The sequence below is a fragment of the Xanthomonas sp. CFBP 7698 genome (assembly GCF_003600855.1).
Taxonomy (GTDB): domain Bacteria; phylum Pseudomonadota; class Gammaproteobacteria; order Xanthomonadales; family Xanthomonadaceae; genus Xanthomonas; species Xanthomonas cannabis.
Window position 1 is genome coordinate 677247 of record NZ_PRDN01000001.1, and the last position, 26780, is coordinate 704026.

The 26780-nt window shown below is 65.7% G+C and carries 19 protein-coding genes; 12 read left to right on the forward strand and 7 right to left on the reverse strand.

What is annotated here, in order from left to right; all coding sequences use genetic code 11:
* Nucleotides 1-247 precede the first annotated feature (247 nt).
* On the reverse strand, nt 248-469 hold the full coding sequence (locus XnspCFBP7698_RS02810; RefSeq protein ID WP_104579549.1) for a hypothetical protein: 222 nt from the start codon (nt 467-469) through the stop codon (nt 248-250).
* Between the two features lie 26 nt (nt 470-495).
* Nucleotides 496-2853, reverse strand: coding sequence for a Tat pathway signal protein (locus tag XnspCFBP7698_RS02815; protein ID WP_104579548.1), 2358 nt, complete (start codon nt 2851-2853; stop codon nt 496-498).
* A 438-nt stretch (nt 2854-3291) separates the two neighbouring features.
* On the opposite strand from XnspCFBP7698_RS02815, the gene XnspCFBP7698_RS02820 reads away from it, so the two are divergent.
* From XnspCFBP7698_RS02820 to XnspCFBP7698_RS02870, 10 genes are all read left to right on the forward strand, one after another.
* Entirely contained in the window at nt 3292-4869 is a 1578-nt protein-coding gene (locus XnspCFBP7698_RS02820) for a S53 family peptidase (protein WP_104579547.1), read from the forward strand.
* 463 nt (nt 4870-5332) lie between these two features.
* Nucleotides 5333-6382, forward strand: a complete 1050-nt coding sequence (locus XnspCFBP7698_RS02825) for a DUF5694 domain-containing protein (protein WP_104579735.1) — start codon at nt 5333-5335, stop codon at nt 6380-6382.
* A 547-nt stretch (nt 6383-6929) separates the two neighbouring features.
* Complete coding sequence (locus XnspCFBP7698_RS02835; protein WP_047696210.1) at nt 6930-7721, forward strand: flagellar brake protein; 792 nt, start codon at nt 6930-6932, stop codon at nt 7719-7721.
* A gap of 123 nt (nt 7722-7844) precedes the next feature.
* The gene (locus XnspCFBP7698_RS02840) at nt 7845-8330 is read left to right on the forward strand and encodes a chemotaxis protein CheW (RefSeq protein WP_005993869.1); all 486 of its coding nucleotides are present in this window, start codon (nt 7845-7847) and stop codon (nt 8328-8330) included.
* A gap of 329 nt (nt 8331-8659) precedes the next feature.
* Entirely contained in the window at nt 8660-9043 is a 384-nt protein-coding gene (locus XnspCFBP7698_RS02845; protein WP_039408161.1) for a hypothetical protein, read from the forward strand.
* 81 nt (nt 9044-9124) lie between these two features.
* Nucleotides 9125-11503 carry a methyl-accepting chemotaxis protein gene (locus XnspCFBP7698_RS02850; protein WP_166745179.1) on the forward strand — a complete coding sequence of 793 codons (2379 nt, stop codon included), beginning with the start codon at nt 9125-9127 and terminating at the stop codon, nt 11501-11503.
* Nucleotides 11504-11764: 261 nt separating this feature from the next.
* Nucleotides 11765-12631 carry a CheR family methyltransferase gene (locus XnspCFBP7698_RS02855; RefSeq protein WP_047696214.1) on the forward strand — a complete coding sequence of 289 codons (867 nt, stop codon included), beginning with the start codon at nt 11765-11767 and terminating at the stop codon, nt 12629-12631.
* Nucleotides 12628-13224 carry a chemoreceptor glutamine deamidase CheD gene (gene cheD / locus XnspCFBP7698_RS02860; protein WP_024937701.1) on the forward strand — a complete coding sequence of 199 codons (597 nt, stop codon included), beginning with the start codon at nt 12628-12630 and terminating at the stop codon, nt 13222-13224. The genes XnspCFBP7698_RS02855 and cheD overlap by 4 nt, the downstream gene beginning before the upstream one ends.
* Nucleotides 13221-14297, forward strand: a complete 1077-nt coding sequence (locus tag XnspCFBP7698_RS02865; RefSeq protein ID WP_047696216.1) for a chemotaxis response regulator protein-glutamate methylesterase — start codon at nt 13221-13223, stop codon at nt 14295-14297. Before cheD ends, XnspCFBP7698_RS02865 begins: the two co-directional genes overlap by 4 nt.
* Nucleotides 14298-14303: 6 nt before the next feature.
* Nucleotides 14304-16688 (forward strand): EAL domain-containing protein, encoded by a 2385-nt coding sequence (locus XnspCFBP7698_RS02870; protein WP_233548912.1) that lies wholly within the window; start codon nt 14304-14306, stop codon nt 16686-16688.
* A gap of 273 nt (nt 16689-16961) precedes the next feature.
* On the opposite strand, the gene XnspCFBP7698_RS02875 is transcribed toward XnspCFBP7698_RS02870, so the two are convergent.
* The 4 genes from XnspCFBP7698_RS02875 to XnspCFBP7698_RS02890 form a co-directional block, all read right to left on the reverse strand.
* Complete coding sequence (locus XnspCFBP7698_RS02875) at nt 16962-17777, reverse strand: alpha/beta fold hydrolase (protein ID WP_047696218.1); 816 nt, start codon at nt 17775-17777, stop codon at nt 16962-16964.
* Nucleotides 17778-17971: 194 nt separating this feature from the next.
* Entirely contained in the window at nt 17972-20563 is a 2592-nt protein-coding gene (acnB, locus tag XnspCFBP7698_RS02880) for a bifunctional aconitate hydratase 2/2-methylisocitrate dehydratase (protein WP_104581447.1), read from the reverse strand.
* Nucleotides 20564-20628: 65 nt separating this feature from the next.
* Nucleotides 20629-21039, reverse strand: a complete 411-nt coding sequence (locus tag XnspCFBP7698_RS02885; protein WP_011259444.1) for a type II toxin-antitoxin system VapC family toxin — start codon at nt 21037-21039, stop codon at nt 20629-20631.
* Entirely contained in the window at nt 21036-21284 is a 249-nt protein-coding gene (locus tag XnspCFBP7698_RS02890) for an AbrB/MazE/SpoVT family DNA-binding domain-containing protein (protein ID WP_016903180.1), read from the reverse strand. The genes XnspCFBP7698_RS02885 and XnspCFBP7698_RS02890 overlap by 4 nt, the downstream gene beginning before the upstream one ends.
* 147 nt (nt 21285-21431) lie before the next feature.
* Here XnspCFBP7698_RS02890 and acnA point away from each other — a divergent pair, with 147 nt between their 5' ends.
* Complete coding sequence (gene acnA / locus XnspCFBP7698_RS02895) at nt 21432-24200, forward strand: aconitate hydratase AcnA (protein WP_123137244.1); 2769 nt, start codon at nt 21432-21434, stop codon at nt 24198-24200.
* 322 nt (nt 24201-24522) lie between these two features.
* Here acnA and XnspCFBP7698_RS02900 read toward each other — a convergent pair whose 3' ends face one another.
* The gene (locus tag XnspCFBP7698_RS02900) at nt 24523-24969 is read right to left on the reverse strand and encodes a nuclear transport factor 2 family protein (RefSeq protein WP_123137245.1); all 447 of its coding nucleotides are present in this window, start codon (nt 24967-24969) and stop codon (nt 24523-24525) included.
* Nucleotides 24970-25066: 97 nt separating this feature from the next.
* On the opposite strand from XnspCFBP7698_RS02900, the gene XnspCFBP7698_RS02905 reads away from it, so the two are divergent.
* On the forward strand, nt 25067-26749 hold the full coding sequence (locus tag XnspCFBP7698_RS02905) for a long-chain fatty acid--CoA ligase (protein WP_104581444.1): 1683 nt from the start codon (nt 25067-25069) through the stop codon (nt 26747-26749).
* Nucleotides 26750-26780: the final 31 nt, after the last annotated feature.

Consider the following 26780-nt stretch of genomic DNA (forward strand, 5'->3'; position numbering starts at 1 on the left):
GTGCTGATACAGGGAGCGGCCCACCTTCATGCACGGCCGCGCACGGCCAAGCCGCGCCGGCACAGCGCAAGGATGAGAGAGCGATCACGACAAAGACGGCACCGGCCTGCCGTTTCAACGGCAGGTGTCTACGACTGCAAGGACGGCAACTGCAGCGACAGCGCTCCCCCCTGAGCGCACGTGCCCTGTCACAGACGGGTCACGTCAAAAAATCTTGCGGCAATGGCGCTGCGCCGTCTTGACGAATTTAGTCGGACCGCGTGCGGAAAATCGCGTGCTTGTGCCTGCTTCCGACGATGACTGCGTCGCGCACGCACTGATGTTGAAGCGCTGTCATCAGATATGCCCTGGTCTCTTGCGATCGGCTACCGCGCTTGCGCGCGCACAGCGTGGTGGCACTGTCGGTGCGCTGCGTGTGCAGCAGCAGCGCCACCGCGACTGCAGCTTGCGCGATGTAGTCGTGCGTCAACGCACTCGATCATGGCGCCACTGCGCTCACACATACCACGCCTGTACCCTCACCAATCCCGCAGCACCGGGCAAGGCCACGCGATCTACATGCGGGCCCTGTGGCCGCACGGCGTTGCCATCGACCAGCACGCGCTGCAGGCGCGTGCCCACCGGAGCACGCAGGGTCAGCCAGGTGCGTTTGGGTGCGCGCACAGGCAACTGCACCTCTGCATCGATACGCCGCGCCGCCACGTCGGTCCGCAGGCTCAGCGTGACCAAGCCCCAGCGCGTGGGCGCCGCGGTGATGCCGACGTGTGCACCACTGCCCAGCCACGCACGTGGCAGCGCGCGGGCAAGGAACAGCTGCTCGCCCGCGCTGTCGTCGCTGACCAGCATCCAGCGCAGCAGCAGCGGAATGGTCATTTGCGCCGGCATGCAGAACAACGGCATGCCACCGGTGATGCCACTGACCTCGCCTGCCGTCCAGCTGCCGCGCGTGTGCACCTGGTAGCGGTGGGCATAGACGAACAGCAGGTACTCCTCGATGCGATCCAGCCGCAGCAGCTGCTGCGCATAGCCGTAGGAGATGAAGCCGAGCAGATCGCGGCTGCCCGGTTCCGGCGGCGCGATATTGGCCACCACGCCGATGCTGGTACCGCCATGGCCGCGCAGGCAATCGACCACCAGGTTGGCCAGATCGTCCGGCAGTACGTCGGCCTGCAGCAGCTCCGCATAGGCACGATGCGGCCATTGCTGTTCGCTGGGTTTTTCCTGCAGCAGCGATTGGCGGAAGGTCAGTGTGGTGCCGGGCAACGGGCCCACGTACGGTGGCGAGAGGTCGCGGCGCACGTTGGCACGCAGGCTGGCTTCCAGGCGCGCGCGCAGTTGCCTGGCGCGGCGCTGCCACTGTGTTGCCTGGCCAACATCGCCGCCGAGTGTGCTCCACACCTGCGCGATGTCTTCCCAACCGCGGATCGTCAGCGCGCTGTTGGCGTAATACGGCTTCCACCACAATGATGGATCGGGAAACAGGCAGGCATCGGATTCGTTCCAGCCATGCAGCAGGCCATGCCCGTGCGCGGTGCGCGGCAATGCCAGCGCCTGGTCGTGGAGATCGCATAGCACCTGTGCGGTGGCCGCAATTTTGGGCAATAAGCGCCGCAGCCGTGGCGCATCGCCGGTGTAACGCAGGTAGCGCGCCAGCAGCGACAAGGTCAGCCCGAACTGGCCGACCTCGGGCCCACGCATGTTCGGCAAGCCATCGTCCTGCACGAAATCGTCGAAGTAGTTGTCGAGCACCGCCGCCGCCTGCGCGAAGCGGCCCCACTCCAGGTTGGCGTAGAACGAACTGGTAAACGTGTCCTGGAAGCCATCGTATTCGTTGCCGTAGTAGTCGCGCTCCACGGCGCCGTACTTGGGGTAATCGCCACCCGGGCGCACCACCAGCTCGCGCGCGAACGCGAACTGCGCCATGTCGTTCCAGCTGTTATCGGGCAGTTGCGCCTGTACCGTGCCATCCAATGCCTGTTGCCAGTACGCCGCAAAATCGATCAGCGCCGCGTAGAACTGTTCGGCAGTGGCGGCGCTGCGCGATGGCGCAAATTCGGGGTAACTGTGCGTGTAATGCACCGCCACGATTTCGCCGCCCCGCACCTGCATCGTGCGGTGCCAGGTCTGCACCACGAAGCGATCAGTGGCGCGCACATCGGCAAACACCAGCACGTCGTACCAGGCATCGGGCTCGCCTTCGCGGCGCATCACCTTGCGCACCGCCGGCATCCAGCCACCCAGCATGCCTTCTTCGCGGCGCTTGATCAGCGCTTCCTCGCCCAGCTCGGTGAAGGCATGTTCCGGACGCGAGGTGCGGCTGCGGCCGTTGGGCAGGATCGGCATGGTGTCCAGGCTTTCGCGCGTGCCGACAAAGGTGGTCCACGGCCAGCGGCCGCCGTTGTCCTTGGGGTCGAGCAAGGATGCGGGCGGCGGCGCCACATCGCGCACCTGTGCCTCGTCCGGGTCGCCATCGCGCAGCAGGCGGTCGGCGAGCAGATCGGCCTCGGCCATCGCCAACTCGGCCAGCGGCATGCCGAAGTAGGGCTTGCCCTCGGCCGGATAGGCCGGCTCGGTGCGTTTGTCCAGCCGCAGCATGCCGCTGTCGGTCCACAGCGTCAGCGCACCCTGTGGGTCGTCGAGATGCTCGTAGACGGTCCAGTCCTGCTGCAGATGCCGAACACTGCAGAGCTTGCTGCCCACGTGCGCTGCCGAGGGCAGCGGCTCCAGCCGCGGCGGTGCAGGCGGAGGAGGCAACGGTGCAGCCGAGGGAACGGCCTGCGCCGCCAGCGCTGCGCCGGTGCCGAGTGCCGCGGTTGCGGCCACGCCCTGCCGCAGAAAGCTTCTCCGATCCATCGTCGCGCCCTTGAGTGATCAACCCGCATCGTGCGCGCGCCGCCCCTCGGCGTCTTGTGGCACAGGTCGGATGCGCGTGCGGAACTCTGCACACCGCCCGATGCACGGCAGGGCCGCGCAGGCGCTTGCCGATGCAGGGCGTTGCAGTGCGCACAGGACGATGGCGCTGTCGCAGGATCTGAGGCGCTGCTGCAGCACGCTGGCCTGGCTGCGCTGCACGCCCTTTTTGCCAGTGGTACCACCGAAGGCCGTCTCGCTTCGCCTGGCGATCGAGCACGTGCGCCGGCAAGGCGCTACGCAGACGGTGCATGCGCTTTACTGTCACGCGGATCGCGGTGCAGGCAGGCTGGGGCGTGGTTGCGCCTGGCGGCAGCCGACCTCCACCACCGGCCTGCCGCGCGCAGTGCAACGCCCCCTCCCGATCGAGAGCCATCCTGCATGCATACCATCCTCCCCGGCAGTGAACGCCAACCCGTGCCCGCCACGCTCCAGGCAGGGCCACCGCCAGGGGATGAGCGCCTGCGCGTGCTGCTGGTGGTGCGCATGCCGGCGCTCAACGCCGCCGCCGAGGTCTTGCTGCAGCTGCAGGCAGGCACCTTGCCGGTGGCATTCTCGCGTGAGGAATTCAGTGCGCGCTTTGCGGCCAGCCAGGCCGATCTGCAGGCGGTTGCGCAGTTCGCGGCCAGCTACGGGCTCAGGGTGGAGCGCGCGCATGCCAACAGCGGCAACGTCATCCTGGAAGGCAGCGTGCAGCAGTGCGAAGCCGCTTTCCAGGTGAGCCTGCGCGAGTACGTGGACGGTGCAATGCGGTATCGCGGCCGCACCGGCCCGGTATCGATCCCGCGGACGCTCGACGGCATCGTCACCGGCGTGCTGGGGCTGGATGCGCGCCCGCAGGCGCAGACACTGCCCGCCGCACCCACGCCCGTGCCCACACAAGCGGCGCCCCAGGCACCCACGCCACCGGTGCCGCCGGCAGAAGGCGACGCGCCGATCATGCAGTACACGCCGCCGCAACTGGCCCAGCTCTACGGCTTTCCCGAGCACGACGGGCACGGGCAGTGCATCGGCATCATCGTGCTGGGCGGCGGTTACACGCGTGCGCAGATGCAGACCTACTTCGCGCAGCTGCGCCTGCCCATGCCCACCCTGGTGGATGTAATGCTGCCGGGCGCCGACAATGTCGCCGGGACCGGCACCGACGATGCCGATGTCGAAGCGCAGATGGATATCCAGATCGCCGGTGCCATCGCGCCGGGCGCCAAACTGGTGATCTATTTCGCCCCCAATACCGACAACGGGTTTCTCGAAGCGATCAATGCCGCCATCCACGATGCCGAGCACGCGCCCGGCGTGATCGGCATCAGCTGGGGCTTCACCGAAGCGCAGTGGACGCCGCAATCGCGCCAGGCCTACGACTGCGCGTTTCAGGCAGCGGCGTTGCTGGGCATTACGGTGTGCATCGCCGCCGGCGACGACGGGGCCAGCGATGGGCAGCCCGGCTTGAACGTGTGCTTTCCGGCATCCAGCCCGTTCGTGCTGGCCTGCGGCGGCACCCGGCTGCAGGTCACGGCGGACAGCGCCGACGAGCAGGCGTGGGCCAACGGCGGCGGCGGACAAAGCAGGTTTTTCGCACGCCCGGCCTGGCAGAAAGATCTGCGCCTGACCGATGCGCAGCACCAATCTCGCCAACTGCGCATGCGCGGCGTTCCCGATGTGGCCGCCAACGCCGATGCGCAGACCGGCTACTACCTGTCGATCAACGGGCAGCCGGCGGTGATGGGCGGGACCAGTGCCGCCGCACCGTTATGGGCGGCCTTGCTGGCACGTATCTATGGTGCAAACGGAATGCAACCCCACTTCGTGCTGCCGCGCCTGTACGGGCGACCGGATGCGTTCCGCGACATCGTTGCCGGCGACAACGCCGGCTTCCGCGCATCCGCCGGCTGGGATGCCAACACGGGATTGGGCGTGCCCGACGGCGCACGCTTGACCGACGCCCTGCGACCGGACTGAGAGCGCCGCGGGTGATGCCGCAGGCGGCCATTACAGCGCACAGGGCCAGCACCAACGCCCGCGTCTAAGCGTGGTAACTGCCGCCACATTCGCCGCTCCGCTCTCGGCTCTCTGCAGGTTTGCCTGACGCAGGCGCAGGCGACTTGCGCGCGGCGCCTACGACGCGGCCGATGTTTCAGCATCAGGCAGGCGCCTCGTGGTCTGCGCACGCTATCGCCCCTGCCATTTGACCGCATGACTTTCCGGCCGGGCCCGACGCCCGCTGCCTCGGCCACACTTGCCGCACGTCCACTGCCGTGGCGTGCGCTTGCGGCAGCGCGGACGCGCGCATTCCACAAGGAACGTTATGCAGATTCCCTTCTATCGCAAAGCGAGCAGCGGCGACACAGCCAGAGCCCGTTCCGCTACATCACCGGTCGTGCCCAATCGCCTGCGACGTCGCAAGCTGTGGTCGGCGGTGCTCATGCTCATCACGCCCTGCATCGCGCAGGCACAGGTGGACCTGTCGCAGCTGGATGCAGAGATGGCTGCGCCACGCACGCAGGTGCTGGTTCTTGGCAGCGTGCACCTGTCACAGCTGCCCAAGGGCAGCGATGTCTCTGCCGCGCGACTGCAACCGTTGCTGGACCGGCTGGCGGCCTACAAGCCCACCATCATCACGACGGAGGATCTGTCGGGCGAAACCTGCGATTTGATGCGCCGGCACCCTTCGGTCTATCTGCCGGAAGACACCGCCACCTATTGTCCGGACACCACCGACGCCGCGCGGGCCACTGGTCTGGATGTGCCAACCGCCGTTGGCCAGACGCGTACCACACTAAAGTCCTGGCCGGACGCACCGACCCCGGCACAACGTCGCCAGCTGGCAGGGTTGTTTCTGGCCGCGGGCGATCCCTCCTCTGCGCTCGTGCAATGGCTGCAGCTGGCGCATGCAGAGCAGCACGCCGGCGACGGGTTGGATGCCGCGCTGGTCGCACACTTGCGCAAGGCAGAGGACCACCCCAACGAGAGCAACCAGATCGCCGCGCGGCTGGCAGCACGGCTTGGTTTACAGCGTGTGTACCCTGCCGACGATCACACCGGCGACAACGTCGATCTGGGCGATCCGGCGGCCTACGGCAAGGCGATTCAAGCAGCCTGGGACAAGGCCGCGCCACGTGCACGCGGCATGCGTGCGCATGAAGACACCCTGGCTGGCGAAGGCAGACTGCTGGAGCTCTACCGCGCGATCAATCTACCAGCCAGCCAGCGGTTGGCCATCGCGGTGGACTTTCGCGCCGCATTGAGCGAAAGCTCGACGCAGCACTATGGGTATCGCTACGTCTCCGGTTGGGAAATCCGCAACCTGCGCATGGTGTCCAATGTCCGCGCCAGCTTTGCCGACCAACCCGGTGCACGCGTGCTTGCAGTGGTCGGTGCCATGCACAAGCCCTGGTTCGATCAGTGGCTAGGCCAACTACAGGGCGTGGATATCGTGGACGCGGCGCAGGTGTTGGGCCGTAACGAGCAATGACGGCAATGAGTACCACGATTGCAGCATGGCGCTTTCGGTCAAGTGCACAGTGACGTCATTGCGTCTGACTTGCAGCAAATACCGCCGCGCCGAGGGTGGCGTCCTCACCGCTCGTGGGGCCGTGGGCGGTATGAATGCCGCACCAGAGCTTATAGGGACGTACTTACAGCGTGTCCTGCGATGGTGGGTGGGCAAGGGCTCTGTAGCACACGCAAGACGTCGAGGGCGCGGTGCCCTCACCGCTCGCGGGACACGCCGTTAACCCGTCCATGGAGGCTCGATGGCGGCATCCATGCCGCCAACAGTCCCGCAATCGGCGAGGACACCGCACCAGACAGTTGACTGGTGGTTTTGTCGAAGAGCAAAGAACCGCGTCGCCAGCTCGCTAGTCGCTGTTGAGATCCATGCAAACCGACCATCTCGACTGGTCCTTGCCCGCTCACCGTCGCGGGACNGCAGCGCTTAAAGATTTCGCTTTGCCGCCGATATCAAGGCGACGCCGGGACAACCTTCCGGGCCTCATCCCGCTTCCACTGTGCTTGTGCCCATGTCCCAAGGCGATACCTCAGAGTCAGAGCTGGACCACGATGCCGATCACCTCGCCGAAGGTGACGAGCGTTACCTGCTGCGCAACAAGCGGCAGATCCGTGGGTTGTTGCGCCAGCTGTTGGACCAACGCGCCGTGGTGACCATGCACGTGGCTGGCCGCGACATGGCCGTGCCCACCGCCGTGCTGGAAATCGATGAGGACGACGACTGCGTGATCCTGGACGGCAGCCATAACGATGCCTCCAACCGCGCCATCGAAGGCGCCAAGTACCTGCTGTGCTACGCCCAGCTGGAACGGGTCAACATCCGCTTCCGCCTGGACAAGGCCGAACGCCTGGAGCGCGACATCCACGTCGCCTTCCGCGCCGAGCTGCCGGAAGTGATGTACCACCTGCAGCGCCGCGAGTCGTACCGGCTGGAGACGCCGATCACCGACTCCCCCATCTGCATCATCCGCCAGGATGACGCGCAGGGCGGCAACCTCAACCTGCAGCTGCGTGTGATCGACATCAGCAGCGGCGGCCTGGCCGTCTCGCTCACTGCCGGCATGCCCCTGCTCGAACCGCATCGCACCTACCGCAACTGCACCCTGCAACTGCCCGATGCCGCGCCGATCGCGCTGCCGCTCACGGTCTGCAGCCAGTACAAGCAGACCCTGCCCAACGGCAGCGAAGGCTTCCGGGTCGGCATGCAGTACAGCGACCTGCCGCGCGGCGCCGATGAAACCATCCAGCGCTATATCTTCCGGGTCGACCGCCAGCGCAATGCGCGCAAGAGCGGCGTGTTCTGAACCCGACCGTACCGTCCCCGGCACGCACCTAAAGTTGCCGAGCGCGGCGCCGATGTTGCTATGGCGACCCTCTTCCAACCCTGTGCCGCAACCTGACACTCAGCCGCAACGCCCGGAGTTTTCATGAACGACAAAAGCACTGCCACCGGCACCGGTGGTGAATTCCTCAGCTTCGCCCTGGGCGAAGAACACTACGGCGTGGACATCCTGAAAGTGCAGGAAATCCGCGGCTACGATTCGGTCACCCGCCTGCCGGACGCGCCCGATTACATCAAGGGTGTGATCAACCTGCGCGGCACCATCGTGCCGGTGATCGACCTGCGCCTGAAGCTGCGCCTGAAAGAAGCGCGCTACGACGCCTTCACCGTGATGATCGTGCTCAACGTCGAAGACCGCGTGGTCGGCATCGTGGTCGACAGCGTCTCGGACGTCATCCCACTCAACGACGACCAGATCCGCCCGACCCCCGAATTCGGCGCATCGGTGGACACCCGCTTCATTTCCGGTATCGGCACCCAGGACGATCGCATGCTGATCCTGCTGGACATCGAAACCCTGCTGGACAGCACCGAGCTGGGTCAGCAGCAGCTGGCCGAAGAAGCCGCCTGATCGGCGTTGCCGATCAACGCGTCCGAGCGACGCGACGGAAGTAGCGGTGCCCGCGGTCGTCAGATGGCGTGTGACTGGCAGTGACTGCGATGTGCGTTTGCACGTCGCACTCCGGCAGCCCACGCAATCAGACGGCCGCAGCGGTTTCTGGACCGCCTGTACGACCATCAGGTGTCAGGAGCTCCCCGACACGCGACGTACGACCGAATCAAAGTGCGATGCGATTCACGTTTTTTGGATTCAAGTTGAACCGGAGCTAGCCGATAGCTGAATAGAAGCCCGCGTTCACAAACGGGTCACTGTTCGACTTTCGATTCTGGAGAATCCACATGAAGTTCCTGCTCTCGCTCCTCCCCGTCGCTGCTCTCGTGATCGTTGCTCCCACGCTGTCGGCTCAGTCGCAGGAAATGATTCCGCCGGAGATGGCCACCCGCTTCGTCGGCAAGGACGGCATGGTGTGCGGCAAGGTCGAAAAGGCCAAGTACGCGCAGAGCTCGGAAGGTGAGCCCACCTTCCTGTACATGGGCGGCATGTTCCCGCGCCACACCTTCTCGGCCCGCATCGACGGCGCCAACCGCGGCAAGTTCAGCTTTGCCCCCGAATCCCTGGAAGGCAAGGACGTCTGCGTCCTCGGCAAGATCCAGCGCGACAGCTCGCGCGCCGAAATCGAAGTCAGCTCCCCGGCCGGCCTGAAGCTCGCCACCATCAAGTAATCGCCTCGCACATCGCCACGCCCACGCGTGGCGATGTGCTGTGTGGATTATGCGGACTGACTTCTACGGGGAATCGTGTCAATGCAATGGATCAATAATCTGAAGTTGATGCCGCGCCTGATGCTCGCATTCGGCATCGTGCTGCTGATCATGCTGGTGCAGGGAATCATCGCCTACTCGGGCCTGGCATCGCTCAACAACGTCACCCGCGACCTGGCCGGCAACACCATGTCCAGCGTGCGCGAAGCCGGCGACCTGCGCGGCATGCTCGGCGAATACCGGAATGCGTCTTATCAGAACCTCGTGCGCGCCAGCGACGCGGTCAAGCAGGAAGCCAAGGTCCGCGCCAAGCGCCTCAATGGCGAAATCGAAGCCACGATCAAGGGCTACCCGCGCCTGATCGAAAGCCCGCAACAGAAAAAACTCTTCGACGTCTTCGTCGCGGACTGGAAGAAGGCCGCCGCCTCCTACGCCAGCGTCGACGAAATGGTCGAACTGAACCTGCCCGACGATGCGGTCGACACCTTTGTCGGCGAAACCCGCACCCTGCACAACAAGGCCAAGGATTCGCTGGCCGCGTTGATCGCCGAAGACAACCTGCTGGCGCAGGCCGCCAAGACCAAGGCCGAAAAGGTCCACGCCACCTCGGTCACGCTGACCCTGCTGGTGTTGCTGATCGGCATTGCCGGCGGCCTGGGCCTGGCGTTCCTGTTTGCCCGCGCCATCGTGCGCAGCATGCGTGGTGCGGTCAGCACCGCCACCGAGATCGCCGGCGGCAAGCTGGACGGCCAGATCAACGTGCAGGGCCAGGATGAAGTGGCCGAACTGATGCGTTCCATGCAGCGCATGCAGCGCGATCTGAAGGAGCGCATCGAACGCGACCGCACCATCGCCGACGAAAACCTGCGTATCCGTACCGCGCTGGACAAGTCGTCCACCGGCACCTTCATCACCGATCCCGACCGCGTCATGATCTACGCCAACGACGCGTTCAAGAAGATCGTTGCGCAGTACGAGAGCAGCATCCGCCTGGCCTCGCCGGAGTTCGATGCCAATAAGGTCATCGGCCAGCACATCAGCTACCTGGGTCTGTCGGATGCGACCGTGCGCAAGGCCATTGCCGCGCTGGAACGCGATGGCGTCACCAGCTTCGAAGAACGCTTCGGCGAAGTGGTGCTGGCGCAGACCGTCACCGGCATCAAGAACGAGCACGGCGAGAATACCGGCGAAGTCTGCGAATGGCGCGACCGCACCATCGAAGTCCAGGTCGAAGAAGAAGTCGCCCGCATCGTGCGTGCCGCAGCCAGCGGCGACATGAGCGGCCGGGTGGAAACCGACGGCAAGCAGGGCTTCTTCCTGCAGCTGGCGCAGCAGCTCAACGGCTTGCTGGATGCCAACGCCGCCAGCATCGAGCAGATTTCGTCGCTGCTGTCGGCACTGTCGCGTGGCGACCTCACCGTGCGCATGCACGGCCAGTTCAGCGGCGTGTTCGCGCAGATGCGTGACGATGCCAATGCCACCGCCGAACAGCTGGCCGACATCGTCGGGCGCATCAAGTCTTCGTCCACCGCCATCAACGCGGCGGCCGGCGAGATCGCCTCCGGCAACACCGACCTGTCTCACCGTACCGAACAGCAGGCCGCCAACCTGGAAGAAACCGCCGCCTCGATGGAGGAGCTCACCTCCACCGTCCGGCAGAACGCCGAAAGCGCTCGCCAGGCCAATCAGCTGGCGATCGGCGCCACCGGTGTAGCCTCGCAGGGCGGCGAGGTGGTGTCGCAGGTGGTCACCACCATGTCCGGCATCGAAGCCTCGTCCAAGAAGATCGCCGACATCATCAGCGTCATCGACGGCATTGCGTTCCAGACCAACATCCTGGCCTTGAATGCCGCGGTGGAAGCTGCGCGTGCCGGCGAACAGGGCCGCGGCTTTGCCGTGGTGGCCTCGGAAGTGCGCACGCTGGCACAGCGCTCGGCCGGTGCGGCCAAGGAGATCAAGGGACTGATCGACGATTCCGTGCACAAGGTCGCCGAAGGCTCGGCACTGGTGCGCAAGGCCGGTGCCACCATGGCCGACATCGTGGCCAGCGTGCAGCGCGTCACCGACATCATGGGCGAGATTTCGGCCGCTTCGCAGGAGCAGTCGGCCGGCATCGAGCAGGTCAACCAGACCATCACCCAGATGGACGAGACCACCCAGCAGAACGCCGCGTTGGTGGAAGAAGCCACTGCCGCCGCCCGCTCGATGGAAGAGCAGGCCGGCCACCTGGCTGAAGCGGTGTCGGTGTTCAAGCTGGACGAACCGGCCGCCGTCGCCGCGCAGGCCCGCGTGCGTCCGGTGGCATCGCGTCCGGTTGGCGTCAAGACCGCCGCCAAGCCGGCCCCGCGCACTGCGGCAACGTCCGCGCGACCTGCCACGCCACAGGCCGCCCTGGCCGACGGTAACTGGCAAGAGTTTTGATCCACCGCTGTCTCCCACAACGCCCCGGCCCTGCCGGGGCGTTGTGCATTGGAGCCGCTGCTGGAGCGTGGATCTACGTTGACCCCTGCGCGCGCACGCTGCCGGGGATGTCACGGCGTGCGGCGTCAGCGCGCAGCGCCCGACAAACGCGCAGCCCGGCCGAATCACACTGCCGACCGAACACAACCGCGCGCAATCCACGCATTGGCGCTTCAGTTGCGCGGCTCCGTGGCCGATATCCAGTGATAGCTCACGACGCGTATGGATATGACGACCACGACTTCCGCTTCAGACACACGCGAATTTGATTTCGGCGACCGCGACTTCAAGCGCGTCTGCGATTTGATCTACCAGCGTGTCGGCATCTCCCTGGCCCCGGCCAAGCGCGACATGGTGTATGGCCGCCTGTCGCGTCGCCTGCGCGCGCTCGGTCTGCGCTCGTTCCGCGAGTACATCGACCAGCTCGAAGCCGGCAACGACGAAGAAGAATGGCAGGCGTTCACCAACGCACTGACCACCAACCTGACCTCGTTCTTCCGCGAGCCGCACCACTTCGACAAGCTGCGCGAAGAACTGCAGAAGCGCGCCTCGCAGGCGCCATTGAAGATCTGGTCGTGCGCCGCCTCCACCGGCGAGGAGCCCTACTCCATCGCCATCACCGCCTGCGAAGCCTTCGGCACGCTGACCCCGCCGGTGAGCATCGTGGCCACCGACGTGGACACCCAGGTGCTGGAAACCGCCTCGCGCGGCGTCTACGCCATCGACCGCGTCGCCTCGCTGGATGCTTCGATCAAGCGCAAGTACTTCCAGCGCGGCAGCGGCCCAAACGAGGGCAAGTGCCGGGTGATTCCGGCGCTGCGCCAGCTCATCGAATACCGCCAGCTGAACCTGCTGGCCCCGCGTTACGACGTGGGCGGCCCGTACGCGGCACTGTTCTGCCGCAACGTGATGATCTATTTCGACAAGCCCACCCAGCGCGGCATCCTGTCGCGCCTGGTCAGCCACATGGGCGACGACGGCCTGCTCTACACCGGGCACTCGGAGAACTACCTGCACGCGGCCGATCTGATCCAGCCGTGCGGCCGCACGCTGTATCGGCGCGCCCCGCGCGCAGGAGCCTCTGCATGAGCACCGCCGTGCAAGTCGATGACGTGATGCGGTACCGCGATTCGCGCTTCCAGACCATCACCGCCAAGTTGCTGCCCACCCAATACCTGGTGGTGGACGACGACACCGCGTTGACGACCACCTTGGGATCGTGCGTTGCAGCCTGCTTGCGCGACCCGGTGCTCAAGATCGGCGGCATGAATCACTTCCTGCTGCCCGAAGGTCAGGTCGGCGATGGCGCACCCGCGCGCTACGGCAGTTATGCGATGGAGTTGCTGATCAACGACATGCTCAAGCGCGGCGCGCATCGCAAACGCATCGAAGCCAAGGTCTTCGGCGGCGCCAACGTGCTCAAGGGCTTCACCAGCAACCCGGTCGGCACCCGCAACGCCGAGTTCGTCCGCCAGTACCTGCAGGCCGAACACATTCCCATCATTGCCGAAGATCTGTGCGGCATCCATCCGCGCAAGGTGTGGTTCTTCCCGACGACCGGCCGGGTGGTCGTGCAGCGTCTGCCGCACGCACACGAAGCCGAAGTCGCCGCCGCCGAATCGGCCGTGCGTGCCCGTCTGTCCAAAGCACCGGTCACCGGTGGAGTGGAGCTGTTCGAATGACGCTGGAAACTCCCGTACGTGTCCTCATCGTCGACGATTCGGCGGTGGTACGTCAGATGCTCACCGAAATCCTCTCGCGCGACCCCGGCATCGAAGTGGTCGGCTCAGCCGCCGACCCGCTGCTGGCGCGCGAAAAGATCAAACGCCTCAATCCGGACGTGCTCACGCTGGATGTGGAAATGCCGCGCATGGACGGCCTGGTGTTCCTGGAAAACCTGATGCGGCTGCGGCCGACGCCGGTGGTGATGATTTCGTCGCTGACCGAGCGCGGCGCCGACACCACCCTGCAGGCCCTGTCGCTGGGCGCGGTGGACTTCGTGTCCAAGCCCAAGATCGATGTCGCGCGCGGGCTGGAAGGCTATGCCGAGGAGATCGTCAGCAAGGTCAAGATGGCCGCCAAGGCCAAGGTCAGCGCGCTCAATCGCCCCAGCACCCCCAAGGTCACCCTGGACATGCAGTCGGCGCCGGTGCCGGGCAGCGCGCTGCGCTTCCGCACCACCGACCGCCTGATCGCCATCGGCGCCTCCGCCGGTGGCACCGAAGCCCTGCGCGTGGTGCTCGAACACATGCCTGCCGACGCGCCCGCGGTGGTGATGACCCAGCACCTGCCGGCCAGCTTCAGCACCGCCTTCGCCGAGCGCCTCAACCGCCACTCGGCGATGTCGGTGCGCGAGGCCAGCGATGGCGAAGCCATCCTGCCCGGCCACGCGTATCTGCCGCCGGGCGGTCAGCACCTGCGCATCATCCGCGACGGTGCGCGCTGGCGCTGCCGCATCGACGACGGCCCGCCGGTCAATCGGCACAAGCCGGCGGTGGACGTGCTGTTCCGCTCGGTCGCTGCCAATGCCGGGCCCAATGCGGTGGGCGCCATCCTCACCGGCATGGGCGACGACGGCGCGCGCGGCCTGCTGGAAATGCTGCAGGCCGGCGCCCCCACCCTGGTACAGGACGAAGCCAGCAGCGTGGTCTGGGGCATGCCGGGTGCCGCCTACAAGCTGGGCGCCGCGCAGGAAGTGGTGCCGCTGGACCGCGTGGCCGAACGGCTCATCGCACTGTCGGCGCAGGCGCGCTGATCGCCCATGTGCCCCCTGCCTCCGCGCCCGACCGATCTGCCGCGTTTCGGCGAACCGGCCACTGTCTTGCCGACAGTGGAGGATGCGTGGGCAACGATACCGGCGTTCGCCGTGGAAACGCTGCCGCTCGACGCAGTTGGCGATGGAGCTGCCACACGTGCGCTGACGCCAGGCGCCATCACGCACGGCCCAGTCACCGCCGGCATGGCCATGCCGGGTGAGCATCCGGACGACCGCCGCTCACGCCTGTTGGCCGAGGCGCTGGACGGCAGCAGCAGCGCCATCCTGATTTGCGATCTGCAATCGCGCCTGCTGTATGCCAACGACGGCTTCCAGCGCATGTTCGGCTACACCGAAGCCGAACTGGTCGGCCAGCGTCCGTCCGACGTACTGACCCGAGCGCAAAGCGACCAGAGCGAAGTTGCACGCATCCGCGACCGCGCCGACGCCCTGCAGCACACCCGCGCCGACCTGCTGGTGTACCGCAAGGACGGCACCCCGCTGTGGATTTCGCTCAACTTCAATCCGATCTACGACGCCCGGCACAACCCCTCGCACTACGTCGCGGTGCTGACCGACATCACCGATACCAAGATGCACGAGGTGCTGCAGCATCGCGTGCTCGAAGCGCTGGTGCAGGAGCGCCCGCTGATCGAAGTGATGACGTTGATCTGCACCGAGGTCGAACGCATCGCACCGGATGTGATTGCGACCGTGATGAGCGCCGACAATCAGGGCTGCCTGCATTCGCTGGCCGCGCCCAGCCTGCCCCCCGAATACGCCGATGCGGTCAACGGCCTGAAGATCGCGCCGACTGCCGGTGCCTGCGGCACCGCCGCCTGGCGTGGCCGCGCGGTGATGGTGGAAGACATCGCCACCGACCCGTTGTTTGCGCCGTATCGGCAGACATTGCTCCCGATGGGCCTGCGTGCCTGCTGGAGCACGCCGATCCGCTCCAACAGCGCGCGCGTGCTGGGCACCTTTGCGCTGTATTACCGCAAGCCGCAACGCGCCGACGCCTGGCATGTGCGGCTCACCGAGCTGTGCCAGCAACTGTGCACCCTGGCACTGGAGCGCGAGCAGATCCGCCAGCGCGTGCATCAACTCGCGTTCTATGACGCGCTGACCGGCCTGCCCAACCGCATCATGTTCAGCGCACGCGCCGAGCAGGCGCTGACCCAGGCCGAATACGCTGGCGAGCCGGCCACCTTGATGTTCATCAACATCGACCGCTTCAAGCTGATCAACGACAGCCAGGGCCATGCGGCCGGCGATGGCCTGCTGCGCGATATCGCGCTGCGCATCGCCGATCAGCTGGCCGCCACCGCCATGCTGGCGCGTCTGGCCGGCGATGAATTTGCGTTGGCCCTGCCGCAATGCAGCGCCGAACAGGCCAGTGCCGCGGCCGAACGCGTGCTGGGCACCATCGCCGGCCCGCTATCGGTCGGCCACATGACCGTGCATCCGTCGGCCAGCATCGGGGTGGCGATGTTTCCCGAGGACGGGCGCGACATCAACATCCTGCTGCGGCACGCGGATCTGGCGATGAATCGCGCCAAGAAGGAAGGCGGCGGACGCTTTCGTTTCTTCAGTTCCGACATGAATCGCATGGCGCAGGAGCGCGTGGCACTGGAAGCGGAGCTGCGGCAGGCCATCGGTCGCGGTCAGCTGCAGCTGCATTACCAGCCGCAGATGCATAGCGCCGCACCGCACGCACTGTATGGCGTGGAAGCGCTGCTGCGCTGGAACCACCCGCAGTTGGGCGCGATCTCGCCGGCGCGGTTCCTGCCGGTGGCCGAAGAGCAAGGCATGATGCCGCAGCTCAACGACTGGGTGCTGCGCCACGCCTGCGAACAGGTGGCCGACTGGCGCCAACGTGGCGTGCCGGTGGCGCGCGTCTCGGTCAATCTGTCGGCCAGCGGCTTCGAAAGCCCGCGCATGCTGCCCGACCTGCTCCGGCTGATGGCCGATACCGGCGTGCAACCGTCCGACCTGACCCTGGAGCTGACCGAGAGCGTGATGCTCTCCGGGCAGTCCGGCGTGCTGGACAACCTGCACGCGATCCGCGAAGCCGGCATTTCGCTGTCGCTGGACGACTTCGGCACCGGCTACTCCAGCCTCAGCCACCTGCATCGCCTGCCGATCGACGAACTCAAGCTGGACATGAGCTTCGTACGCGACATCGAACACAGCGAAGACGCGCGCGCACTCACCACCTCGGTCCTGCGCATCGGCGAGCACCTGCGCAAGCACGTGGTGGCCGAAGGGGTCGAAAACGAGGCCCAGCGCCTGTTTCTCGCCGACCTGGGTTGCGAGGTGCTGCAAGGCTATCTGTTCTCGCGCCCGTTGCCGGCTGCCGCACTGGAAGCCTGGCTGGGCGCGCAGCCTTAGCGGGTTGCTCCCCGGCGGCTGGCGGTACCCGAGTCACCCGTCCCCTCATCCGCCGCTGCGCGCCACCTTCTCCCCCATGAAGGAGGACAATGTCCCAATGGGAGAAGGGAGTTAGCCCCTCTCCCATCGGGGCGAGAAGGCACGGCTGGCGCGCGTGCCTTGGAGCGCCCGCGCCGCAAGCGCGGGCCGGGGCGCGAAGCGGGGATTGGGGTGAGGGTACGGGCTGCATCCCGCACCCAGACGATTACGCCGGCATCACCGCAACGTCCACGCTCAGTGCAACGTACGCTTCAACCACCCCAGCAACTGCGCATTGACGAACGCCGGGTTTTCCAGCGAGGCGATATGCCCGGCATCGGGCACCAGTTCGTAATCGCAACAGATCGCCTCGGCCATCATCCACACCTCTTCCGGCGGGCGTGCCACATCGGCATCGCCGCCGAGCAAGAAAGTGCGTGCCGGATCCAGTGCAGACAGCGCGTCCAGGCGATCGGCCCGCCCGAAGATCAGCCGCCCGAGCGGCACGATCGAGGCACGCAACTGCTCGACCGAAAGCTGTGCCAGGCGCTGCGCAAACGCAGCCGGCAACGCCGAGGTCAGATCGATCCCCGGACGGAAGAAGATCGGCACGATCGCCTCGATCAGCGCAGGCGTCACCTGCCCCGCCGCCTCGATCGCATCGAGCATGCCGAAGTAGCGCGTCCGCGTGGCCTGCGGCTCGGCACCGAGGAAGGTGTCCATCAACACCAGGCTGCGGACACGCTCCGGCGCCAGCAGCGCCAGCTCAGCGCCCCACATGCCGCCAACCGACAAGCCCACCACTGCGCACTGCGGCAGCTGCAGCGTATCCAGCAGGCCAAGCATCTGCCGCGCCAGGTCGTCGATGCCCCGGGTCTGGTCGGGCAATCCGCCCGATTGCCCGTGGCCCCAGAGCTCCGGAACGATGACCTGGTAGTGCTGCGACAGGACCTGGATCTGCGGCTCCCACATGGCCGCATCCCAGAGGTAGTTGTGGCCGAGCAGGACCGGAAAGCCCTGGCCGTATTGTGCGTAGTGCAATGGTTGACCAGCGATCGTGCAAATGGGCATGGCATCGAAGGTAAGTGGGGGAAGTGCCGGACACTAGCTCCCCCGACTTCAGATTTTTGTTGCAATGCGCCACCTCAGTCAGCTGCTGGTTGCCTTATCGCCCGTTATCGTGGATGCAACGCGAAGCCAACGCGCAAAAAGCGAAATGCCCGGCAGTGCCGGGCATTTCGGGACAACACACAGCCGTGACGGCATCAGGCCGCGACGGTCTCCGCAACGTCCTGATACTCCTGGATCTGATCGAAGTTCATGTAGCGGTAGATCTGCTCGCCACTGGTCTTGATCACGCCCACATCGGCCATGTACTCCTCCTTGGTCGGAATCCGGCCCAGACGCGAGCAGATCGCAGCCAGTTCCGCCGAGCCCAGGTACACATTGGTGTTGCGGCCCAGGCGGTTGGGGAAGTTACGCGTAGAGGTGGAGAACACCGTGGCGCCCTCGCGTGCCTGCGCCTGGTTGCCCATGCACAGCGAGCAGCCGGGCATTTCCATGCGTGCGCCGGCGGCGCCGAAGGTGCCGTAATGGCCTTCCTTGGTCAGCTCGGAGGCGTCCATCTTGGTCGGCGGTGCCACCCACAACCGGGTCGGAATATCGCGCTTGCCTTCCAGCAACTTGGCGGCGGCACGGAAGTGACCGATGTTGGTCATGCACGAACCGATGAACACTTCGTCGATCGCCGCACCGGCCACCTCGGACAGCGTCTTGACGTCGTCCGGGTCGTTTGGGCACGCCACGATCGGCTCATGGATATCGGCCAGATCGATCTCGATGACTGCTGCATATTCGGCATCGGCGTCGGGCTGCAGCAGCTGCGGGTCGGCCAGCCACTCCTCCATCTTCTTGATGCGACGGCCCAGGGTGCGCGCATCGGCATAGCCTTCGGCAATCATCCAGCGCAGCAGGGTGATGTTGCTGGTCAGGTATTCGATGATCGGCGCCTTGTCCAGGTGCACGGTGCAACCGGCCGCCGAACGCTCGGCCGAGGCATCGGACAGTTCGAACGCCTGCTCCACCTTCAGATTCGGCAAGCCTTCGATTTCAAGAATGCGGCCGGAGAAGATGTTCTTCTTGCCCTGCTTGGCCACGGTCAACAGACCGTCCTTGATCGCGTACAGCGGGATCGCGTTGACCAGGTCGCGCAGGGTCACGCCCGGCTGCATCTCACCCTTGAAGCGCACCAGCACGCTCTCGGGCATGTCCAGCGGCATCACGCCGGTGGCGGCGGCAAATGCCACCAGGCCGGAACCGGCCGGGAACGAGATGCCGATCGGGAAACGGGTATGCGAGTCGCCGCCGGTGCCCACGGTGTCGGGCAGCAGCATGCGGTTGAGCCAGCTGTGGATCACGCCGTCGCCCGGACGCAGCGACACGCCGCCACGGGTGGAGATGAATTCCGGCAGCGTGTGGTGGGTCTTGACGTCCACCGGCTTCGGGTAGGCCGCGGTGTGGCAGAACGACTGCATCACCAGGTCGGCCGAGAAGCCCAGGCAGGCCAGGTCCTTCAGCTCGTCGCGGGTCATCGGGCCGGTGGTGTCCTGCGAGCCCACCGAGGTCATCTTCGGTTCGCAATAGGTGCCCGGGCGCATGCCCTGGCCTTCCGGCAGGCCACAGGCGCGGCCGACCATCTTCTGCGCCAGCGAGAAACCCTTGCCGGTGTCCGGCGGGTCCATCGGCAGGCGGAACAGGTCCGACGCCGGCAGGCCGAGGAATTCGCGCGCCTTGGCGGTGAGGCCACGGCCCACGATCAGCGGAATGCGGCCACCGGCGCGCACTTCGTCGAACAGCACGTCCGACTTCATCGCGAACTCGGCGATCACCTGCCCGTTCTTCAGCGCCTTGCCGTCATACGGACGCAGCTCGACCACGTCGCCATGTTCCATCTGCGACACGTCCAGCTCGATCGGCAGTGCGCCGGCGTCTTCCATGGTGTTGTAGAAGATCGGCGCGATCTTGCTACCCAGGCACACGCCGCCGAAGCGCTTGTTCGGGATGTACGGAATGTCTTCGCCGGTCCACCACAGCACCGAGTTGGTCGCCGACTTGCGCGAAGAACCGGTACCGACCACGTCGCCCACATAGGCCACCAGGTGACCCTTGTCCTTGAGGTCGGCAATGGCCTGGATCGGGCCGCGCTTGCCGTCTTCTTCCGGCACGAATGCCGCGCCTTCGCGGGTGTTCTTGAGCATGGCGAGCGCGTGCAGCGGGATGTCCGGGCGCGTGGTCGCATCCGGCGCTGGCGACAGGTCGTCGGTGTTGGTCTCGCCCGGCACCTTGAACACGGTGACGGTCATGCTCTGCGGCACTTCCGGCTTGCTCGTGAACCACTCGGCATCGGCCCAGCTCTGCAGCACGGCCTTGGCATGCGCGTTGCCGGCTTCGGCCTTTTCCTGCACGTCGTGGAAGGCATCGAACACCAGCAAGGTGTGCTTGAGCGCTTCGGCGGCGGTGGCGCCCAGCTCGGCGTTGTCCAGCAGGTCGATCAGCGGCTGGATGTTGTAGCCGCCCAGCATGGTGCCGAGCAGCTCGGTGGCCCGCGTGGGGCTGATCAGTGCAGTTTTTTCGGTGCCGAAGGCGACCGCGGCCAGGTAAGAGGCCTTGACCTTGGCGGCGTCGTCGACGCCGGCCGGCACGCGCTGGCTGAGCAGGTCGACCAGGAACTCCTCTTCGCCCGCTGGCGGTGCCTTCAACAGCTCGATGACTTCGGCGGTCTGCTGCGCGGTCAGCGGCAGCGGCGGGATACCGAGCGCTGCGCGCTCTGCAACGTGGTGGCGATAGGCTTCCAACATGCGGGTTCTCCAAAAGGACAGCAGTGAATGTGTAAAAACGTCAGACGTGGATCAGAAGACGTGGATCAGGCAACGGGTTTGGGCACGGTGATCTTCAAACCCTTGAAGTAGTCGCGGAAAAAGCCCTCGTCGCGGGTAATCAAGCCGTCGCACTGGAGCATCGCGTGGGCGCCGATCAAAAAATCCGCCACCACCCGCTCGCGCTTGCCGCCGCGCGCGCGGAAGCGCTTGTTCATGTGGCCGGCGCGCACCGCTGCCGCTTCCTGGGTGGCTTCGTAACGCACCCCGATCGAGGCCAGGGTCTCCATCAGGTCGACCTGGGTGTCGAGCATGGCCAGCACTTCGGCAACCACCGCATCGCAGACCACCACCTCGTCGCGCGCCAGCGCGTCGCCGATGCAGATCTCCGACACCTCGCCGTAGACCGGGTCGCCGATCAAGATATCGAGCAGCACCGAGGAATCCAGGGCGATCATGGGTCGAACGGGTCCCCGGGGGCGCGGCCACGGATGGCGCGCATGGCCTCGTCGGTGCTGGTCAGGCCGTCGACCAGCTTGAACTTACCACGCACCTTGCGCAGCGCCTCGCTGACGTCCTTGCGCAGGATGATGCGCCCGCCGTCGAGCTCGATCTTCAACGTGGTGCCCTTGGTCAGGCCCAGGGCGTCGCGCACGGCCTTGGGCAGGGTGATCTGTCCGCGTTCGGCAACGGTGGCTTCCATGAGCATGCTCCAGAAAGTATGCACATATGATACGTACTTGCGATGTCGTACTCAAGCTTGCAGATCGCCCCGGACACACCGTGCGTACACACTGAATCGCTCAGACTATGTGCCTACCTAAAGCCTTAGACGCCATAGGAGTGACGCATGAGCGATTCCTTTTCCACTCGCACCTCGCTTGAGGTCCACGGCAAACGCTACGAGTACTACAGCCTGCCGAAGCTGGGCGAACGCTTCGACATCGGCCACCTGCCCTACTCGATGAAGATCCTGCTGGAGAATCTGCTCCGGCACGAAGACGGTGGCGTGACCGTCGGCAAGGACCATATCGAAGCGGTCGCCAAGTGGGACCCCAAGGCAGAACCCGATATCGAAATCGCCTTCATGCCCGCGCGCGTGGTGCTGCAGGATTTCACCGGCGTGCCCTGCGTGGTCGACCTGGCGGCAATGCGCGACGCGGTGGTCAAGCTGGGCGGCAACGCCGACCAGATCAACCCGCAGATTCCCTCCGAACTGGTCATCGACCACTCGGTGCAGGTGGACGTGTTCGGCAAGCCCGATGCGCTCGACCTCAATGGCAAGATCGAATTCCAGCGCAACCAGGAACGCTACGGCTTCCTGCGCTGGGGCCAGAAGGCCTTCGAAAATTTCAAGGTGGTGCCGCCCAATACCGGCATCGTCCACCAGGTGAACCTGGAAAATCTCGCGCGTGTGGTGATGAGCGCCGACAAGGACGGCACCCGGATCGCCTATCCCGACACCGTGTTCGGCACCGACAGCCACACCACCATGATCAATGGCATCGGCGTGCTGGGCTGGGGCGTGGGCGGCATCGAGGCCGAGGCCGCGATGCTGGGCCAGCCCTCGTCGATGCTGATTCCGCAGGTGGTGGGCTTCAAGCTCAGCGGCAAGCTGCCCGAAGGCGCCACCGCCACCGATCTGGTGCTCACCGTCACCCAGATGCTGCGCAAGGCCGGCGTGGTCGGCAAATTCGTCGAGTTCTACGGCGAAGGCCTGCAGCACCTGCCGCTGGCCGACCGCGCCACCATCGGCAACATGGCACCGGAATACGGCGCCACCTGCGGCATCTTCCCGGTCGACGAGGAATCGCTGACCTACCTGCGCCTGTCCGGCCGCAGCGAGGAGCAGATTGCCCTGGTGGAAGCCTATGCAAAGGCGCAAGGCCTGTGGCACGACGCCAACACCCCGCCCGCCCAGTACAGCGCCACGCTGGAGCTGGACATGGCCGAGGTCAAACCGTCTCTGGCCGGCCCCAAGCGCCCGCAGGACCGCGTGCTGCTGGAAGACATGCAGTCCAACTTTCGCGAAAGCCTCAAGCCGTTCGCCGAGGCACGCAGCAAGAAGTTGACCGATCTCAAGCAGGAAGACCGCCTGAAGAACGAAGGCGGCGGTGGCACTGCGGTCGGCGCCAAGGCTGCGCAGGCCGAGCATGCCAGCGACAGCGGCGCCGGCTGGCAGCTGCGCGATGGTTCGGTGGTCATCGCCGCCATCACCTCGTGCACCAACACCTCCAATCCGGCAGTGATGCTGGGCGCCGGCCTGCTCGCGCGTAACGCGGCGGCCAAGGGGCTGAAGGCGCAGCCGTGGGTGAAGACCTCGCTCGGGCCGGGCTCGCGCGTGGTCACCGATTACCTGAGCAAGGCCGGCGTACTCGCCGATCTGGAAAAACTCGGCTTCTACGTGGTGGGCTATGGCTGCACCACCTGCATCGGCAACTCCGGCCCACTGCCGGAAGATGTGTCTGCAGCGATTGCCAAGGACGATCTGGTGGTGGCATCGGTGTTGTCGGGCAACCGCAACTTCGAAGGCCGCGTGCATCCCGAAGTCAAGATGAACTACCTCGCTTCGCCGCCGCTGGTGGTGGCCTACGCGATCGCCGGCACCACCGATATCGATCTCACCACCGAGCCGCTGGGCACCGGCAGCGACGGGCAGCCGGTGTACCTGCGCGACATCTGGCCGAGCAACAAGGAAATCGGCGACACCATCGCCGCCACCGTCGGCCCGGAGATGTTCAAGCAGAACTACGCGGACGTGTTCAAGGGCGACACGCGCTGGAACACGATTGCCTCCCCCGATGGTGCCTTGTACGAGTGGGACGCCGCGTCCACCTACATCAAGAACCCGCCCTACTTCGACGGCATGACCATGCAGGTGGGCAACGTGGACGACGTACACGGCGCACGCATCATGGGCCTGTTCGGCGACTCGATCACCACCGACCACATCTCCCCGGCCGGCAACATCAAGAAGGATTCGCCGGCGGGCCGCTTCCTGCAGGAACGTGGCGTGCAGCCGGCTGACTTCAACAGCTACGGCAGCCGCCGCGGCAACGACGATGTGATGGTGCGCGGCACCTTCGCCAACATCCGCATCAAGAACCTGATGTTCGGTGGCGAAGAAGGCGGCAACACGCTGTACTACCCCGCCGATGGTGGCCAGCCGGAAAAGCTGGCGATCTACGATGCGGCAGTGAAGTACAAGGCCGATGGCGTGCCGCTGGTGGTGCTGGCCGGCAAGGAATACGGCACCGGCTCCTCGCGCGACTGGGCGGCCAAGGGCACCAACTTGCTCGGGGTCAAGGCAGTGATCGCCGAGAGCTTCGAGCGCATCCATCGCTCCAACCTGGTCGGCATGGGCGTGCTGCCGCTGCAGTTCCTGGAAAACGAAAACGCCCAGACACTGGGCCTGGATGGTTCGGAAGTGCTGGACATCACCGGCCTGCAGGACGGCGCCAGCCGCCGTGCCACCGTGGATGCGAAAAAGTCCGACGGCAGCGTCAAGCAGTTCCAGGTCAAGGTACTGCTGCTCACGCCCAAGGAAGTGGAGTACTTCAAGCACGGCGGCCTGCTGCAGTACGTGCTGCGTCAATTGGCTGCGCGCAAGGCGGCGTAACGCCCCTCCCAGCGCGTGTTGCCCCGACATTCCCGCCTGCTGGCGGGAATGTCGTCTCTGGGGTTGGCCTGCTCCGGCGTGGGCGCATTCGCGCGCACGGCGACACCTGCTCCGTTTACTGAAAGTCGCCAGTCATACCCAACGCGCCTGGGCGCCCGCGTACGGCCCTGCATCGGCATGCAGGCAGCGCTGGGCATCGGCGTCCACGACACACCCCTTCGCTGACGCCCGCCCAGGCAGCGGACGCGACGCAGGCGCCAACGCGCAATGACGACGGCGGTGGCGGCAACGTGTGGCGTCATGCTGCACACGCACAGCAGGCCTACCGGTCGGCCGGTGCCCATTGCGCGTGATAGAGGTGCCAGTCGCCGTCCTGCAGGCGCCATCCGGTCGTCACCTGATAGGTCTGCGCCTGCTCGGGCACCCAGCGCCCATCGCCCCCGGTGAGCAACGCGGTGAAGCTGGCGGTCGCCGTCGTGCCTTGCAGTCGCACGTCCATCGGCCCCAGGGTGAGGCCGATCTTGCGGTTGCCCAGCAACTGCAGCTGCAGCATGCGACGCAGGCCGGCCGTGTCCAGGCCCTGCTCACCCACGAAATCGGCCGCCACCGGCTGCATCGCCTCGCCGACATCGCGTGCCTCGATTGCCGCCTGCATCTGCGCCACGCGTTGCCGAACGCGCTGCTCCGGCGCAGGACGTGCACATCCACAAAGCAGCACGGTCCACGCAAGCATCAGCAGCCACTGCCGCCAGTGAATCCTGCCCTGCATCACGCTTCGCCTTTTCCATTCATGACGGTATGCTGCCAGTCGTTGTCACGCCGTGGAACACACTGCGGCGCGTCGAGAACACCCTGGAGGGGGGCAGATGAATCAGGCACGTCCTTGGTTGCAAAGTTATCCGGCCGGCGTCGCCGCCGAGATCGATCTGGAGCAGTTCCGCACCGTCGCCGAGGTGTTTGCGACCTCGGTCAGCCGCTTTGCCGATCGTCCTGCGTATCACAGCTTCGGCAAGACCATCACCTACCGGCAGGCCGATCAGCTGGTCGACCAGTTTGCTGCCTATCTGCTGGGCGAGCTGCAGCTCAAGAAAGGCGACCGCGTCGCCCTGATGATGCCCAACTGCCTGCAATACCCGATCGCCACCTTCGGCATCCTGCGTGCCGGCCTGACCGTGGTGAACGTCAATCCGCTCTACACACCGCGTGAGTTGAAGCATCAGCTGATCGACTCCGGTGCCAGCGTGCTGGTGGTCATCGACAACTTCGGCACCACCGTGCAGCAGGTCATCGCCGACACGCAGGTCAAGCAGGTGATCACCACCGGCCTGGGCGACATGCTCGGCTTTCCAAAGGCCGCACTGGTCAACTTCGTCGTCAAGTACGTCAAGAAACTGGTGCCGGAGTACCGCATCAAGGGCGCGATCCGCTTCCGCGAGGCGCTGGCGCTGGGCCGCAAGCACAAGGTACCGACCCTGCAGATCGAGGCGGACGACATCGCGTTCCTGCAATACACCGGCGGCACCACCGGCGTGGCCAAGGGCGCGATGCTGACCCACCGCAACCTGGTGGCCAACATGCAGCAGGCGCACCAGTGGCTGGCCGGCACCGGCAAGATGGAGGAAGGCAACGAGGTCGTCATCACCGCGCTGCCGCTGTACCACATCTTCGCCTTGACGGCGAACGGCCTGGTCTTCATGAAGATCGGCGGCTGCAATCACCTGATCAGCAATCCGCGCGACATGCCCGGCTTCGTCAAGGAACTGAAGAAGACCCGCTTCACCGCCTTCACCGGCGTCAACACGCTGTTCAACGGCCTGCTCAATACGCCCGGCTTCGATCAGGTCGATTTTTCCTCGCTCAAGATGACCCTGGGCGGCGGCATGGCCGTACAGCGCTCGGTGGCCGAACGCTGGAAGAAGGTGACCGGGCTGACCCTGGTCGAGGCCTATGGCCTGACCGAAACCTCGCCGGCCGCCTGCATCAACCCGATGGACCTGAAGGACTACAACGGCGCGATCGGCCTGCCGATTCCGTCCACCGATGCCTGCATCAAGGACGACGCAGGCGTGGCGCTGCCGGTCGGCGAGATCGGCGAGTTGTGCATCAAGGGCCCGCAGGTGATGAAGGGCTACTGGAAGAAGCCCGACGAAACCGCCAAGGTGATGGACGACGAGGGCTGGCTGCACACCGGCGACATCGCGCGCATGGACGAACGTGGCTTTGTCTACATCGTCGACCGCAAGAAGGACATGATTCTGGTGTCCGGCTTCAACGTCTATCCGAACGAGATCGAAGACGTGATCGCCACCCTGCCCGGCGTGCTGGAAGTGGCAGCGGTCGGCGTGCCGGATGAAAAATCCGGCGAAATCGTCAAGGCCGTGATCGTGAAGAAGGACCCCGCCCTGACCGCCGAGGACGTGAAGGCGCATTGCCGTGCCAACCTGACCGGCTACAAGCAGCCCAGGGTGATCGAGTTCCGCAAGGAACTGCCGAAAACCAACGTCGGCAAGATCCTGCGCCGCGAACTGCGGGATGCGCCCAAGGCATAAGCCCGCAACACCGCGATCGACCGGGGCGTTC